Genomic DNA, 15,251 nt, shown 5'->3' with positions numbered 1-15,251 from the left:
GAATACCGGATTTTCACCGCGACAAATTGACCCGATAGACAAAAGGCTGACCTGCAACCGTGCCTTTTGCGTCGCGCTCTGAGAAAATGCCCGCACTTTTTTTCCGGATGCCGACATGACTGCCCTGAAGAACGACCGTTTCCTTCGCGCCCTGCTCAAGCAACCCGTAGACGTCACGCCGGTATGGATGATGCGTCAGGCCGGTCGCTACCTGCCGGAATACCGCGCCAGCCGCGCCAAGGCCGGTGACTTCATGAGCCTGTGCATGAACCCGGAGTTCGCTTGCGAAGTCACGATGCAACCGCTCGACCGCTACCCGCAGTTGGACGCGGCGATCCTCTTCTCCGACATCCTGACCATCCCGGACGCCATGGGCCAAGGCCTGTACTTCGAAACCGGTGAAGGCCCGCGCTTCAAGAAAGTCGTCAGCACGATGGCCGACATCGAAGCCCTGCCGATCCCGGATCCGCACAAAGACCTCGGCTACGTCATGGACGCTGTCAGCACCATCCGCCGCGAACTGAACGGCCGCGTGCCGCTGATCGGCTTCTCCGGCAGCCCCTGGACCCTGGCCACCTACATGGTCGAAGGCGGCTCGTCGAAAGACTATCGCAAGACCAAAACCATGCTCTACGACAACCCGCAGGCCCTGCACTTGTTGCTGGACAAGCTGGCTCAGTCGGTCACCAGCTACCTCAACGGCCAGATCATGGCCGGCGCCCAAGCGGTGCAGATCTTCGATAGCTGGGGCGGCAACCTCTCGGCAGCGGCGTACCAGGAGTTTTCCCTGGCCTACATGCGCAAAATCGTCAGCGGCCTGATCCGCGAACACGAAGGCCGCAAGGTGCCGGTCATCCTGTTCACCAAGGGCGGGGGACTGTGGCTGGAAAGCATCGCCGATGCCGGCGCTGATGCGTTGGGCCTGGACTGGACCTGCGACATCGGCAACGCCCGCGCCCGCGTTGGCAACAAAGTCGCCCTGCAAGGCAACATGGACCCGACCGTGCTCTACGCCAAACCAGAAGCCATCCGCACCGAAGTCGGCCGCATCCTCGCCAGCTACGGCAAGGGCAGCGGGCACGTATTCAACCTGGGTCACGGGATTACCCCGGAAGTCGATCCGGAGCATGCCGGCGCGTTCCTGCGTGCTGTGCATGAACTGTCGGCGCAGTATCACGAGTGACCGTCGCCCGAAAATGAAAACGCCCGGCTTATGCCGGGCGTTTTTGTTTGGGATATCAGATCGTACGCGGTCAATGTGGGAGCGGGCTTGCTCGCGAAAGCGGTTGAACATTCAACATTGATGTCGACTGACCCACCGCTTTCGCGAGCAAGCCCGCTCCCACAGGGTCTGTGTCAGGCTTTTACATTGCCTAGTGGCGGCAACTTCGCCAGCTTCAACGCCACCAACAGCGCAATCACCAGCAACCCGCCGATAAACAACCCAATCCCGTTCCACCCACCAAGGTGCCAGAACACGCCGCCGGCCGTCCCGGCAATACTTGATCCGGCGTAGTAGCTAAACAGATACAGCGAAGACGCCTGCCCCTTGGCCTTGATCGCCCGCCGCCCAATCCAGCTACTGGCCACCGAGTGCGCGCCGAAGAAGCCGAAGGTGAAGATCAGCATGCCGATGATCACCAGCGGTAGCGGCGTAAACAGGGTCAGCGCCAGGCCTGCGAGCATCAAGGTGATCGTTGCCCACAGCACTTTGCGCCGCCCCAGTTTGTCCGCCAGCGAACCGATTTTCGCCGAGCTGTAAATCCCCGACAGGTACACCACCGACAGCAACCCGACAAAGGCCTGATCCATGTTGTAAGGCTCGGCCAGCAGGCGATAGCCGATGTAGTTGAACAGCGTGACAAACGCGCCCATCAGCACAAAGGCTTCGAGGAACAACAGCGGCAGGCCGGCATCGCGAAAGTGCATGGTGAAGCCGTCGAGCAGACTGCGTGGGTGCATCGAACGAGCGCGGAAGTTGCGGGATTCGGGAAGGATTTTCCAGAACACCGTCGCCGCTATCATTGCCAGGCCGCCGATGACCAGCATCGCCGTGTGCCAGCTTACGAAGTCGATCAACACGCCGGTAATCAGCCGTCCGCTCATCCCGCCGATGGCGTTGCCGCCGATATACAGGCCCATCGCCAGACCAATGTGCTGCGGATGAATTTCTTCGCTCAGGTAAGTCATGGCCACTGCCGCCAGACCGCTCAACGACAACCCGATCAGCGCCCGCATGATCAACACGCCTTCCCAGCTCGGCATCATCGCGCTGGCCATGGTGCACAGCGCTGCGGCGAACAACGCGGTCACCATCACCGGTTTGCGCCCGACCCTATCGGAAATCGGGCCGGTGATCAGCAGACCGATGGCGAGCATGCCCGTAGCCACCGACAGAATCAGGCTGCTCTGCGCCGCGTTGATCGAATACTCGTGGGACAGCAGCGGCATCATCGGCTGCACGCAATACAGCAGGGCGAACGTCGCGAAGCCGCCGGAGAACAGCGCCAGCACCGTGCGCATGAACATCGGCGTGCCTTTCTCGATGTAGATCTCGTTCAGCTCGGCGACGACATCGTCCAGCGCAGTGGGCGTAACTTCATGGGCGAGTGGGGCGACAGCAGTTTTCACTTCGGACCTCGGGAGGGCGCAGCCGGTCAGGCAATGGAAAAAAGCATATAGCTGCCTAACGATTCAATCCAATATATTATTCGACCTGTTTAAGACGTTTTACGACCTAATGGAGTTTTCATGGAATTGCGCCATTTGCGCTACTTCATCGCCGTCGCCGAAGAACTGCACTTCGGCCGCGCCGCCCAGGTGTTGGGCATCTCCCAACCACCGCTGAGCCAGCAGATTCAGGCATTGGAAGCCGAGGTTGGCGCACGCCTGTTCGAGCGGACCAATCGTCGGGTCGAACTCAGCGAGGCCGGTCGGCTGTTTCTGGAAGAGGCGCGGCTGGTATTGGCCCAGGTCGATAAAGCTGCGGATGTCGCCCGTCGAGCGCAACTCGGTGAACTGGGCGAGTTGAAAATCGGCTTCACCTCCTCGGCGCCGTTCAACTCGACCATCCCCCAAGCGATTTTCTCGTTTCGCCAGCGCTTTCCCGCTGTGCACCTGAACTTGCGGGAGATGAGCAGCACCCAAGTGGCCGACGCGCTGGTGGATGAGTCGATCGAAGTCGGGATCATGCGACCGCTTGGGTTGCCGGATTCCCTCTGCGTCGTGGAACTGATGCGCGAGCCCCTGGTGGCGGTGCTCAGTTCCAAGCATCCATTGGCGAACGACAGCGAAGAAGGCCTGTTTCTGTCAGCCCTTGCCCTCGAACCTTTCGTCTTTTTCCCACGCAGCTATGGCAGTGGTCTGTACGCCCAATTACTCAGCCTGGCGCGAGATGCCGGGTTTAGCCCGCACTTCGCCCAGGAGGCCGGCGAGGCGATGACGATTATTGGATTGGTGGCGGCGGGGCTTGGGGTGTCGGTGCTGCCGGCGTCGTACCAGCGGATGAGGATTGATGGCGTGGTCTACCGGCCATTGCTTGATCCGGAAGCGGTATCGGCGGTGTGGCTGGTACAGCGCAAGGATCAGAAGTCGCCGATGGCGAAGGCGTTTGTGGAGTTGTTGACGAGGAAGGTTGAGCCGTTAACAGTTTGACGGCTTCGCCATCATTCGCGAGCAGGTTCGCTTGCTCCAGACCATACCCTGGCCTGAGCGTCTCAAGGATGGGACATTTGAGGTAACGGATATGCCTTAGTGATTTAGCCATTTCTTGAGCAAAATCGATTTTTTTTTCGATGAGTGCAATGGATGACACTTCGATATCAGCCTAAGGAAGGCAGCGTGCTGATTTGCGACTTCAGGGGGTATGAGATCCCCGAGATGATCAAGGTCAGACCTGTTGTCGTGATACGCAAACACAGGACCAATAGCCTACTGGTGACCGTCGTGCCACTGAGTACCACCGCCCCGGACAGTGTGTTGGACCACCATCTGAAGCTCGCGAGTCATCTGCAGGGTGCCAGTCCGATTTGTTGGGCAAAATGCGACATGGTTGCGACAGTGAGTCTCTCCAGGTTGGATCGGATCAAAAGCAGGGATCGCCAGGGAAAGCGCGTTTATCTCATTTCACAACTTGCAACAGATGAGTTTTTTGCGATCAAAGCTGCGGTGCGCAGTGCTCTGGGCCTGTGATGTCATCAGAAGTGGCACGACACGGCGAATTGCCAGCGGTTGTCGCTCGTTCAATTTAAAGCAATACTGCGGGCGTTCCCGAAAGGGGCTTGTGAGACTCTGAGGATCCTGGGTAACCAGCCATCGCAGAGCCAGACAGGTGAAGGGCGATGACAAGCCGACCTGTTTGTGAAGGGGCGCCGAAAGGCGCCCTTTGTCGTTTCTGGCCTTACTGAACCTTCGCCAAATCCCCTTTCAACGCAACACCCGCCATGATCGCCCCGGCGTGGCATTCATAGTTGGTGGCGTCTTTGCGTTCATTGCTCTTGTAGAAACTCACGATGTTGGTCACGGCATTGGCGCCGGCGCTTTTGGCCGCTTGGTGCAGGCTGATGATAGCCGATTGCGCGACCCATTCGCAGGCGACTTGGTCGGTCTTGTTGAAGGCGTTGGTTTTCTTGTTGGTGACCGAGCCGGCGCTGACGATGGTGACGTTGCCGGTCGGGTTGTGGCCCGCCAGGTAGAACTTCACGCTGCCGTCGATTTTGCCGGTGCGGGTGGCTTCGGCGACGGCTTTGTCGAAGGGCAGGTACACGGCGGTGTCACGGGCCTGGCTGACGGCCGGCAGGGCGCAGATCAGCAGGGTGGCGGCGGTAGCGAGTTTCTTGAAGTGCATGGAGGTCTCCTTGACCCGGATTAATTCGGTTACGACCAGCGGCGGAAGATCAGCGAAGTGTTGACGCCGCCGAAGGCAAAGTTGTTGTTCATGACGTATTGGTTGCTCATCTGCCGGAACTCGCCGCGCAGGTAGTCGAGCTTGCCGCAGTGCGGGTCCACTTCGTCGAGGTTGAAGGTGTGGGCGTAGAGGTCACGGTTCATCATTTCGATGCTGAACCAGGACTCCAGCGCGCCGCAGGCCCCGAGGGTGTGGCCGAGGAAGCTCTTCTGCGAGCTGATCGGCATGTGTTCGCCGAACAACGCACTGGTGGCCAGTGTTTCTGCAATGTCGCCCTGTTCGGTAGCGGTGCCGTGACCGTTGACGTAGCCGATGTCCGACGGCTGCAAACCAGCGTCTTCCAGGGCCAGTTCCATGGCCCGGCGCATGGTCGCTTGCTCGGGGCGAGTGGTGTGCTGGCCGTCGGCGTTGCTGCCGAAGCCGACCAGTTCGGCGTGGATGTGCGCACCGCGTGCTAACGCGTGTTCGAGTTCTTCGAGCACCAGCATGCCGCCGCCTTCGCCGATCACCAGGCCATCGCGGCCCTTGTCGTACGGGCGTGGGCTGGTTTGCGGCGCGTCGTTTTTCAGGCTGGTGGCGTAGAGCGCGTCGAAGACCATGGCTTCGGTCGGGCACAGTTCTTCGGCGCCGCCGGCGAGCATCAACGGCAAGCGACCGAACTTGATCGACTCGTAGGCGTAGCCGATGCCCTGGCTGCCGCTGGTGCAGGCGCTGGAGGTCGGGATCAGTCGGCCGGTGAGGCCGAAGAAGATGCTGATATTCGCCGCCGTGGTGTGCGGCATCATGCGCACGTAGGAGTTGGCGTTCAGGCCTTCGGCCACCGAGTTGAGCAGCATGTTGCCGAATGCCTTGATCTCGTCGGTGCTGCCGGTGGACGAACCGCAGGCGACGCCCATGCGTCCGTCCTTGATCGATTCATCGCCCAACAGCCCGGCGTCGGCCAGTGCTTGTTCCGCCGCGCCGACAGCGAGCCGGGAGACGCGGCCCATGCTGCGCAGTTGTTTGCGGGTCCAGTGGCTCGGGACTTTGAAGTCGTCGATCGGCCCGGCCAGCCGCGTATTGAGTTCGGTGAAGCGATCCCACTCGTCCATCCGGCGAATGCCGCTGCGGTTGGCCGCGAAGTTGCCGGCGATGGTCTCCCAATCGCTGCCCAGTGAGGTGATGCCGGCCATGCCGGTGACGACGACGCGCTTCATCAGCACAGGCCTCCATTGACGGCCAGAACCTGGCGGGTGATGTACGAGGCTTCCGCCGACATCAGGAAATTCACCGCGCCGGCCACCTCTTCAGGGGTGCCCATGCGTTGTGCGGGGATCATTTTCATCAGTTCTTCCACCGGCACGTTTTCGTCGAGCATTGCGGTGTCGATCAGGCCGGGTGCGACACAGTTGACGGTAATCTTGCGCTTGCCCAGTTCGATCGCCAACGCTTTCGCGGCGCCGATCAAACCGGCCTTGGAGGCGCTGTAGTTGACCTGCCCGCGATTGCCGATCAACCCGGAAACCGAAGTGATGCAGACAATCCGCCCGGCGGCGCGACGACGGATCATCGGCATCATCACCGGGTGCAGCACGTTGTAGAAACCGTCGAGATTGGTGCGCATCACCACGTCCCAATCATCCTCGCTCAGCGCTGGAAAAGCACCGTCGCGGGTCAGCCCGGCGTTAAGCACCACGCCGTAATAGGCGCCGTGGGCTTCGACGTCGGCTTCGAGAATGGCTTTGCAACTGGCGCGGTCGGACACGTCGAATTGCAGCACGCGAGCATTGCGGCCCAACGCCTGAATTTCGCCTTGAACGGCGATAGCCTCGGCCAGCCCACTGCGGCAATGCAGCACGATGTCGTGCCCGGCCTGGGCCAGACGCAATGCGATAGCGCGGCCAATGCCACGGCTGGAACCGGTGACCAGTACGGATTCAGTCATCACTCGACTCCTTGGATTTCTTGAAGGTATTGCGCCGCTTGCGGCGGGCGGTACACGTTGAGCCGGGCGGTGGCGTGGATGCCGGGCGCGTTGATGTGGCATTCGAACACGCCCATGCCGCTGTCGTCTTCCAGGGAGCGCACACCGTGGATGGTCAGTTCGGTGCCGGCTGGGAAGTGTTCCACATTGCATTCGAATTTGCGGGTGCCGAGCAAAAAGCCCAGTTCCACCGCATCGCCACGGGCCCGTGCATGGCAACCGGCGTAGGCGGCCACGCTCTGGGCCATCAGTTCGATGCCGACCCAGGCCGGCAGGCTGCCGTCGGGACGGTTGAACAGGCCACCGGGCTTGACGGTGAGGCGGGTGTGAATCTGCTCGTCATCGAACGACAGGATCTGCTCGATGAGGATCATGTCGCCAGCGTGAGGCAGCAGTTCGGCGAGCGGCCAGTCAATCATGGGGCGTCTCCGATAATCAGGCTGACGTTATTGCCACCGAAGGCAAACGAATTGCTCATCAGGTAGCGGGGTGCAATGGACGCCAGGCGATGGGCCGGGGTCACCCAGTTCAGTGGCGGCAGGTCGGGGTCGGGCTGGCCGTCCCAGATGTGCGGTGGCAGGGCGTGCTCGGGGTTGTCCGCGCTCAGGCTCAACCAGCAGAACGCCGCTTCCAGGGCGCCGGCGGCGCCGAGGGTGTGGCCGGTCATCGGTTTGGTCGACGAGCAGGGCACACCGTCCGGGAACAGCGCCGCGACCGCCAGGCTTTCCATGGCGTCGTTGTGCTGGGTGGCGGTGCCGTGCAGGTTCAGGTAGTTGATCTGCGACGGTTGCAGGTGGGCGCGGGCCAAGGCCTTGTGCATGGCCTGCTGGGCGCCACGGCCGGTGGGTTCCGGCGCGGAAATGTGGTGCGCATCGGAACTGGCACCGCTGCCGAGCAGGGCAATCGATGGGCCATCGCCGGCACTTTTGCTCATCAAAAACAGCACCGCCGCTTCGCCGATGTTGATGCCGTTGCGGTTGACGGAAAACGGATTGCAGCGCTGCCCGGACACCGCTTCCAGGGCCGAGAAACCATTGAGGGTCAGCTGGCACAAACTGTCGACGCCGCCGCACAGCACCACGTCGCACATGCCCAGTTCAAGCAAGCGCTGAGCACTCATCAAGGCCCGGGCGCTGGAGGTGCAGGCCGTGGAAATCACATAGGCCGGGCCGCTCAGTTGCAGCCAGTCGGCGAGGAAATTGGCCGGCGCGCCGAGTTCCTGTTGCTGGTAGTCGTAGTCGGCGGGGAACTCATGCTCGCGAATGTAATGGGCAAGGCCGCGACTGGCTTCGTCGATGCCCGAAGTGCTGGTGCCAAGCACAATGCCGATGCGCTCACGACCGTAGGTCTGGATCGCCCGGTCGATGTCCGGACGAATTTGCAGCGCCGCTTCCAGCAGCAGTTGATTGTTACGGCTTTGCTGGTCGGCCAGCTCCGGCGGAATGGGCGCCAATTCACCCTGAACCGCCGCCACCGGCAACGAACGTTCCGCCACCCAACCGGCCTCATTGCGCATGCCGGAGCAATCGCCGGCAAACAGATTGCGCGCGACTTCCTGCTTGTCGCGACCCAAGGCGCAGATCACCCCGAGGGCGTTCAGCCAGACGGTCATGGCGTGTCCCCGCTCAGTGGCGTGACTTGGTATTTAGGGCCTTTGGGCAGGTTCAATTCAAAACTCATGGGGCGTGAATAACGTACATCCCAATGCTCTGGAAGAGAGCGTTGCCCGCCATGTTGCCAGGCAGCGGGATAGTTGTTCTGCAACTCGCCTTCAGGCGTCAACGCGAACAGCAGCGCGGCGAACAGCTCTCGTGCTTCCGGATTGGGCGGCAACAGACCATCGGCCTTCCACTCACCGTCGATCAGCTTCTGCCGGGCCTGGGGAATGCCGAGCAAATCCATCATCGACCAACGCAGGGCCGGGCCTTCCTGCTGAATCACCAACACCCAGTCCTGACGATCATCGGCCACCAGGCGCTGGATGTGCAATTGCAGTGGCAGCGCCAGGGTTGGGCTGTGCTCGGGCAGCGGGGCGCGGCTGGCGCAGGCGCTGAGCAACAGAACGAACCCGAGCAGCACAAATCTCAGCAACACCACAAACCCTGTGGGAGCGGGCTTGCTCGCGAAGGCGTCGGAACATCCAACCCATTTGTTGACTGACCCACCGCTTTCGCGAGCAAGCCCGCTCCCACAGGGGTTCCCACAGATTTGTTGAGTTGCGCTAGACATCAAACAACACCTTCAAGCGGCTTGCGCGCCACCACATTCACCAGCGTCTCTTCCCGCTGGCCAAAGGGTTTTGGCTTACGCAAACCAAAGCGTTCAAGCAGACCGAAATCCGTGGCGCGGCTCCACCACAAATAGGGGTACGACACGTTCTGCGGGCCAAACTCGAAACCCTGCTGGCGAATCATCTCCAGATACCCGGCCGCGCTCTTTTGCACGTGCATCGGGTGGCGGAACAGCCAGCGGATCACCCACGTATCAATGTAAGCCTCGGTGGACTCGGCGAACAGCAGATAGCCGCCGGGCTTGAGCACGCGGTAGAACTCCGCCAGGGCCTGATCCTGCTCCACCAGATGATGGAACGTCTGGTGGCAGAACAGCAGATCAACACTGGCATCCGCCACGTTAAGCGTCGCGCAGTCACTGCCGATCAACTCAACCTCCATGCCCTGACGCGCCGCTTCCTCAGCGCTGAGATTCAGGCTGTGCGGGTCGGCATCCACGCCAATCAACCGCTGGGGCGCAAAGGTCTGACGCAGGTACTGGAACGACTTGCCCTGGCCGCAACCGGCATCCAGCAACACCGGGTTGCTCGGCAACGACTCGCTGAACAAAGCGCGCAAATCATTGATCGCTACCCGCAGTACATGGTGTTGCCAGGTGTGGCTGCGCAGGAACCAGAAACCGAATTTGGTCTCTTCGACGTAGTTGTCGCTCAAGTAACTCATGTGGCATCCCTTGCACAGATTTCCGAAATCACCTTCAACCGGCGCTTCGCTTCGCTGACGAACGGGTTGCGTTCATCCCAGGCGTAACCGGCGAGGATCGAGGCGATCATGCGGCGGATATCGTTGGAGCTGGCTTCGTGGAAAATCACGTCCTGGAAGGTCCCGGCGTACCAGCCTTCGACGTAGCAGCGGAAGGTGTCGACGCCGCGTTTCAGCGGCTCGGCGAACTCGGTCTGCCAGTCGACGCTTTCGCCCTGCAACTGGCGATGCAATACGGCGGCGGCCATGCTCGCCGAGCGCATGGCGATGGTCACGCCGGAGGAAAACACCGGGTCGAGGAATTCCGCCGCGTTGCCCAGCAGCGCAAAGCCCGGACCGTGCAGGGTTTTGACGTTGGCCGAGTAGCCGCCGATGGTCCGCGCCGGGGTGTCCCACACCGCGTTGTTCAGCACGCGGGACAGGCTTGGGGTTTCGGCGATGAAACCGCGCAGGCACGCGTCCAGATCATCGGTGCGGCCGGCGAAATGTTCCGCTGCGGCCACTACGCCCACCGAGCAACGACCGTTGCTGAACGGGATGGTCCAGAACCAGATATCGCGATGGATCGGGTGGGTGGTGACGAGGATTTTGGTGCGGTCGAACGTCGGGTGTTCGATGTGATCTTCGACGTGGGTGAACACCGCTTGGCGCACCGGAAAGTTCGACGGCGCTTCCAGGTCCAGCAAGCGCGGCAATACCCGGCCGTAGCCGCTGGCATCGAGCACGAAATCGGCTTCGATGCGGTACTCGCTGCCGTCCTCACGCAACACCTTCAGCTGTGGTTTTGCCTGGCTGAAATCGGCGCTGACGATGGCTTCGCCGTAGCGCAATTCCACGCCTTGCAAAGCGGCTTGATCCGCCAACAGTTTGTCGAAATCCGCGCGCTGCACCTGGAACGTGGTCGGTTTGCCGTTGCTGAAAGTGTCGCCAAAATCGAAGGCGCTGTACTGCTCGCCCCAGGCGAACGCCGCACCGGTTTTTACCTGGAAGCCGGCGCCGTTCACCGCGTCCAGCATGCCGGCCTCTTCGACGAAATCCAGGCAGTGGGACAGCAGGCTTTCGCCGATGGAAAAACGTGGGAAATGCTGGCGCTCGATCACCAGTACATCGTGACCCTTACGCTTGAGCAGTGCGGCGGCGATGGCCCCCGAAGGTCCGGCACCGATGACCACGACCTGACGATATTCCATTTCAACGGTTGGCACGTGGACTCCTTGCCGGGGCGGCGATATTCAGCGGGATTCGGTGCATGCCGGCCAGTGCCGGCAGCAGTGTCGCGATCAGGCCCATCAGCATCAGCGCAAAGTACAGCGCCGGGCTGATGAGTTGTTGTTGCAGCAGCAGGTTGAGAAAGACGATCTCGCTCAACCCGCGAATATTCAGCAGCAGGCTTTCGCGCCAGCGGCTGGCGCCCTCAACGGAAACGCCGGCCCAGCCCAGACCGAGCCAGTTGCCGAGCAATTTGCTGGCAATCGGAAAGAGCAGCAGCGCCGCCAGTTGCACCCAGCCAAGACTGGCCATGGCCGCATGCACATTGATCTGCACGATGCCGAAGGTGAGGATCAGCGGTATGGCGATCCAGGTTTGCAAACGATTCATCCACCGCGCCGGCAACGGCAATACCAGCGGCACTTTCAGCGCGGCCATGCACAGCAGGTAACCGATGCCGAAAATCAGCGCGTTGAGCTTGAAGTGTTCGGCCACCACCAGCAGCGCGAAGAAGCCGCCGCTGTACAACAGCGGTTGGCGCAAACCCAGCAACCGAAAGAGCAGCGGCAGGCATGCGCCGGCCAGTGGCAGCAGCAGACTGCTCAGGTGCAGGCTGCCCTGGGCGAAGCCGAACAGGGTCCAGCAGGTGAGGTCGATCAGGATCGCGGTTTGCACCAGGCGCCGGGTGGCGTCGGGCGGGTAGTTGATGTGCCGCAAGTACAGATACAACACCGGAATCGCGGTAATGGCGAACACCAGACCGACCGCCAACGAACTGAGCCACGACTGCGGCGGCAACAGCCACACCGCCGTCGCTAACCCGCAGGTGAACGGCAGGCAGAAACTCGGCAGGGCGATTTTCAGGCTCTGGCGATCCAGTTGCAGGTCGATGACGTCGCTGAGGATGTGCCCCAGCAACAAGGCAAAACTCAGGCTGTAGAGGTTTTTCAGCCACACCGGCGAAATCAGCTCCGCGCCGCTGAGTTGCCAGCCTGGTTCGATCCAGAAATACATCAACAACGGCAAACCGAAGGTCGCCAGCAGCAACTGGCTGACAATCGGGATCAACCCGAAATGCCGGCCGACCCGGGTGGCCACGGCGAACATCCCCAGGGCCATGGCCCAAAATAGCGCGATCATCATGCTGTCTGCTCCGCAACCGGGAGGGCTTGGACGTGACGTCCTGCCCACGGCGCCAGAATGAAACTGAACGCCAGGCCCAGGCTCACCGACAAACCGAAGTTGCTCACCGCCGGGGTACTCGAAACGGCGAGCAAACCGAACGACAGCCAAGTGGTCAACGCCGCCAGCAAGGTGCCCAGCAGGCTCACTGCGGCGCCGCCGACCTGTTCGCGCATGAGGATCGCGTAATCGACGCTGATCGCCGTCACCAGCAGCAGGCCGAACAGGCTGAACAGCGTCAGCGGCTGGCCGAGCCAACCGAGACTGGCCAGGCTGCACAGCGCGGCGAGCAGCGGCAGGGCGACGATTCTTAACGCGCCGCTAAGGCCGAACGGCAGGATCAGCACCAGCACGATCAGCACGCAGGAGGCGAGTTTCAATTCCGCCGCGCTGATCTGGGTTTCAGCGAATACCTTGTTCAGTTCACCGAGGCGATCCACCAGTTCCACCCCCGGCAAGTCCAGGGCCTGGACCCGCAGCAGCGACGGGTTGTTCAAGCCTTGCAGGCTGACCATGGCCGCCACGCCGCCGTCATCGGTCGGCCCCAGCCACAGGGGGCGATAGGGCTCGGCCAACGGCCCGGCCAGCGCCGCGTCGATGTCTTCGGTGGGCAATGCTTGCAGCTTGATCAGCTCGGCTTGCAGTGCTTCAACCGGTACGCCGACGTCGAGCAACGGTTGCCAGAATTGCGGCAATTTGCTCAGGGCATCGCGCACTTGTTTCTGTTGGCTCGGCTGACTGACCAGTTGATTGAGGGACAGAAAGCCCTGGAGTTTGTCGAGGTTGACCAGTTGCTCCAGGCGATCGCCCAGGGCGTTTTGACGTTCGAGCAGTTCTTGCTGATTGGCTGCGCGGATCAGGAAAAACTGGCTGGTGGGCTGGTAACCGGTGATGCGTGCGATGGCCTGGGCTTCGTCGGTCAGGTGTTGCGGCATGCCGACCCATTGCCGGATGTCATTCCGGGTGCTGAGCTGCAACAGACCGCCGACGCAGAACGCAATCACCAGCGCCAGCAACACCGGCGTGCTCGCCCGTTTGAGCAGCGACTCTCGCAGGTTCACCAAAAACTCGGCAACCCGCAGCGGCCATTGCGCCGGGCGCAGGTTGGCGCCCTTGAGCAGCGCCGGCAACAGGCACACCGCCGACAGGTAAGCACCGAGCAAACCGGCGGCGGAGAACACGGCGATTTGCGTCAGGGCCGGGAACGGGGTCCAGGCCAGCGCGAGGTAGCCGATGCAACTGGTGATCAGGCTCAGGGTCAGCCCCGGCAGGGTCAGGCGCAAGGCTGGCCAACTGTGCCAGGGTTTCAGGCTCCAGCTCTTGGACAGGTAATGCAGCGGGTAGTCGACTGCGACGCCGATCAGGCTTGAGCCGAGCACCAGCGTCATCACATGCATGTGCCCGAACAGCGCCACACACGCCACGCCACCAAACAGCATGCCGACCAGGACCGGGACAAAGGCGAGCAGCACCCGCAGTCGACGGAAGGCCAGCAACAGCAGCAACAGGATGCCCAGCGTGGCGCCGCCACCGACCCAGGTCATCTCCCGTGTCGCTTGCTGCTGACCGTTGGCCGCGTAGAGCAAACCGCTGGCGGCGAGCAATTGCACATCGCCCTGGGCCGCTTCTTCGCGGCTGTGTTTGAGCAGGTCGGCGACTTGCAGCGGCAGGTTCATGTCGAAGGCGTTGCCAGTGGTGCGCGCCCGCAGCAGCACCCAACTCTTGCCGTTGGCATCGGCGATCAAGGCGCCGCTGCCGATGTCCAGTTGTACCGCGCCGTGTTGCGGCTGGCTGTTCTGGATACGCCCGGTCAGGCCCAGCCAGTCATCCTGGCTTGGCACCAAAGTGAAACCGGTGAAGGGGTCGAACAGCGCTTGCACCCGTTGCTGGACAAAGGCGTCGGGGTGCTCGATCAGTTGTTGTCGATCCTCGTCCGAGAGCATCGCGAGGCGACCTTGCAACAACTGCGTGCGCAGGGCCGGCAAGTCGGCTTGCAGGGTCCACTGGACCTTTTCGAACAGACCGCTGGCCTGCCACTGCTCGCCAAGTTTCTGCGCCATGGCCACTGCTTGCTGGCGATCGGTGTGGCCCACCAGCACCAGCATTTCGCGGTTCAGCGGTTCTTGCATGCGTTGTTCGGCGCGCAGTTCCAGCGCGTCCGGCGCCGTGCCTGGCACCAGTTCCATCAAGTTGGCCGACAGCGGAGCGCCGTCACGCCATTGCCAACCGGCGAGCGCGAGCACCGCCAGCAGCAGGATCAGGAACAGCCGTGGGAGCATCCGTTCACTCGGCAAAGTCATGTTGCTCCGCATCGCTCAAGGGTTGTGCGCTAGTGCTGTCCTGCATGCGCAACAGGGTGCTGTCACCCTGGGTTTCCAGCAGTTCGATGGTGCTGACCAGTTCGCCGCCGTCAATGTTGATCTGATTGAACACTTGCTTGAGCAGCATCGAGCGTGGGGTCAGGGTCAGTTTCCATTTCTGCGCGTCGCCGCTCAGGCTCAACTCGAAATCTCGCTGCAAACCGCTGCTGTCGCCCTGAAGCACGGCGAGGAACAACCGGTTCTGCTCGGCCCCGGCGCTCTTGCCCGGCAACAATTGCCAGCCGCTGGCATCACGCCGGGCGATGCCCTTGGCGCTGATCCGGTAATCCTGTTGCAGCGGCGTTTTCAGCAGCCACAGCAAACCGTGGTTTTTCGCGAGGACAAAAGTGCCCTTGCTGACCAGTGGCTGGGGCAGGGCGCGCAGGTGTTTTTCCTGGATGAAGTGGCCGTGGATCACATCCGGCCTGGCCAGTTGATCGCTGAGTTGTTGCAGGTCGAAGGCATTGGCGAGCGATGACAACCCGAGCAGCGTCAACGCAGCCAGACACTTGATCGCTGAAAAATGTGGCGAGCGAGCTTGCTCGCGCTGGGCTGCGAAGCGGCCCCAAAAACCTGCCAGCCAGTGCCCGGATAGTGAGTGCTGCGCACTCAAGCGCGAGCAAGCTCGCTCGCCACAG

The 15,251-nt window shown here is 61.8% G+C and carries 15 protein-coding genes; 3 read left to right on the top strand and 12 right to left on the bottom strand.

Annotation, left to right across the window (positions count from 1 at the left end):
- Positions 1-115 precede the first annotated feature (115 nt).
- A complete protein-coding gene (gene hemE, locus BK665_RS01540) occupies positions 116-1,183 on the top strand; it encodes a uroporphyrinogen decarboxylase (RefSeq protein WP_123402535.1) in 1,068 nt (355 codons plus the stop codon).
- 173 nt (positions 1,184-1,356) lie between these two features.
- On the opposite strand, the gene BK665_RS01535 is transcribed toward hemE, so the two are convergent.
- A complete protein-coding gene (locus tag BK665_RS01535) occupies positions 1,357-2,583 on the bottom strand; it encodes an MFS transporter (protein ID WP_375538921.1) in 1,227 nt (408 codons plus the stop codon).
- Between the two features lie 168 nt (positions 2,584-2,751).
- On the opposite strand from BK665_RS01535, the gene BK665_RS01530 reads away from it, so the two are divergent.
- On the top strand, positions 2,752-3,654 hold the full coding sequence (locus BK665_RS01530) for a LysR family transcriptional regulator (RefSeq protein ID WP_123402533.1): 903 nt from the start codon (positions 2,752-2,754) through the stop codon (positions 3,652-3,654).
- A 153-nt stretch (positions 3,655-3,807) separates the two neighbouring features.
- The gene (locus BK665_RS01525; RefSeq protein ID WP_123402532.1) at positions 3,808-4,191 is read left to right on the top strand and encodes a type II toxin-antitoxin system PemK/MazF family toxin; all 384 of its coding nucleotides are present in this window, start codon (positions 3,808-3,810) and stop codon (positions 4,189-4,191) included.
- A gap of 208 nt (positions 4,192-4,399) precedes the next feature.
- Here BK665_RS01525 and BK665_RS01520 read toward each other — a convergent pair whose 3' ends face one another.
- The 11 genes from BK665_RS01520 to BK665_RS01470 are packed head-to-tail and all read right to left on the bottom strand — an operon-like array spanning position 4,400 to position 15,127.
- Positions 4,400-4,846 carry an excinuclease gene (locus BK665_RS01520; RefSeq protein ID WP_123402531.1) on the bottom strand — a complete coding sequence of 149 codons (447 nt, stop codon included), beginning with the start codon at positions 4,844-4,846 and terminating at the stop codon, positions 4,400-4,402.
- Positions 4,847-4,875: 29 nt separating this feature from the next.
- Complete coding sequence (locus tag BK665_RS01515) at positions 4,876-6,102, bottom strand: beta-ketoacyl-ACP synthase (RefSeq protein WP_123402530.1); 1,227 nt, start codon at positions 6,100-6,102, stop codon at positions 4,876-4,878.
- Entirely contained in the window at positions 6,102-6,830 is a 729-nt protein-coding gene (fabG, locus tag BK665_RS01510) for a 3-oxoacyl-ACP reductase FabG (RefSeq protein WP_123402529.1), read from the bottom strand. Before fabG ends, BK665_RS01515 begins: the two co-directional genes overlap by 1 nt.
- On the bottom strand, positions 6,830-7,288 hold the full coding sequence (locus tag BK665_RS01505) for a hotdog family protein (protein ID WP_123402528.1): 459 nt from the start codon (positions 7,286-7,288) through the stop codon (positions 6,830-6,832). The genes fabG and BK665_RS01505 overlap by 1 nt, the downstream gene beginning before the upstream one ends.
- On the bottom strand, positions 7,285-8,481 hold the full coding sequence (locus tag BK665_RS01500; RefSeq protein ID WP_123402527.1) for a beta-ketoacyl-[acyl-carrier-protein] synthase family protein: 1,197 nt from the start codon (positions 8,479-8,481) through the stop codon (positions 7,285-7,287). Before BK665_RS01500 ends, BK665_RS01505 begins: the two co-directional genes overlap by 4 nt.
- Positions 8,478-9,098 (bottom strand): hypothetical protein, encoded by a 621-nt coding sequence (locus BK665_RS01495; protein ID WP_185076397.1) that lies wholly within the window; start codon positions 9,096-9,098, stop codon positions 8,478-8,480. The genes BK665_RS01500 and BK665_RS01495 overlap by 4 nt, the downstream gene beginning before the upstream one ends.
- Positions 9,098-9,823: a class I SAM-dependent methyltransferase gene (locus tag BK665_RS01490; protein WP_123402526.1), complete on the bottom strand. Its 726-nt coding sequence runs from the start codon at positions 9,821-9,823 to the stop codon at positions 9,098-9,100. Before BK665_RS01490 ends, BK665_RS01495 begins: the two co-directional genes overlap by 1 nt.
- Positions 9,820-11,067: an NAD(P)/FAD-dependent oxidoreductase gene (locus BK665_RS01485; protein ID WP_123402525.1), complete on the bottom strand. Its 1,248-nt coding sequence runs from the start codon at positions 11,065-11,067 to the stop codon at positions 9,820-9,822. Before BK665_RS01485 ends, BK665_RS01490 begins: the two co-directional genes overlap by 4 nt.
- Entirely contained in the window at positions 11,054-12,214 is a 1,161-nt protein-coding gene (locus BK665_RS01480; protein WP_123402524.1) for a cation:proton antiporter, read from the bottom strand. Before BK665_RS01480 ends, BK665_RS01485 begins: the two co-directional genes overlap by 14 nt.
- Positions 12,211-14,553 (bottom strand): MMPL family transporter, encoded by a 2,343-nt coding sequence (locus BK665_RS01475; protein ID WP_123402523.1) that lies wholly within the window; start codon positions 14,551-14,553, stop codon positions 12,211-12,213. Before BK665_RS01475 ends, BK665_RS01480 begins: the two co-directional genes overlap by 4 nt.
- Positions 14,537-15,127: an outer membrane lipoprotein carrier protein LolA gene (locus tag BK665_RS01470; RefSeq protein WP_123402761.1), complete on the bottom strand. Its 591-nt coding sequence runs from the start codon at positions 15,125-15,127 to the stop codon at positions 14,537-14,539. The genes BK665_RS01475 and BK665_RS01470 overlap by 17 nt, the downstream gene beginning before the upstream one ends.
- Positions 15,128-15,251 lie beyond the last annotated feature (124 nt).

The sequence above is a fragment of the Pseudomonas frederiksbergensis genome (genome assembly GCF_003732665.1).
In the GTDB taxonomy this organism is placed as follows: domain Bacteria; phylum Pseudomonadota; class Gammaproteobacteria; order Pseudomonadales; family Pseudomonadaceae; genus Aquipseudomonas; species Aquipseudomonas frederiksbergensis_G.
Note: the sequence above shows the minus strand (reverse complement) of the source record. Positions and strands in the feature narration are given on the sequence as shown.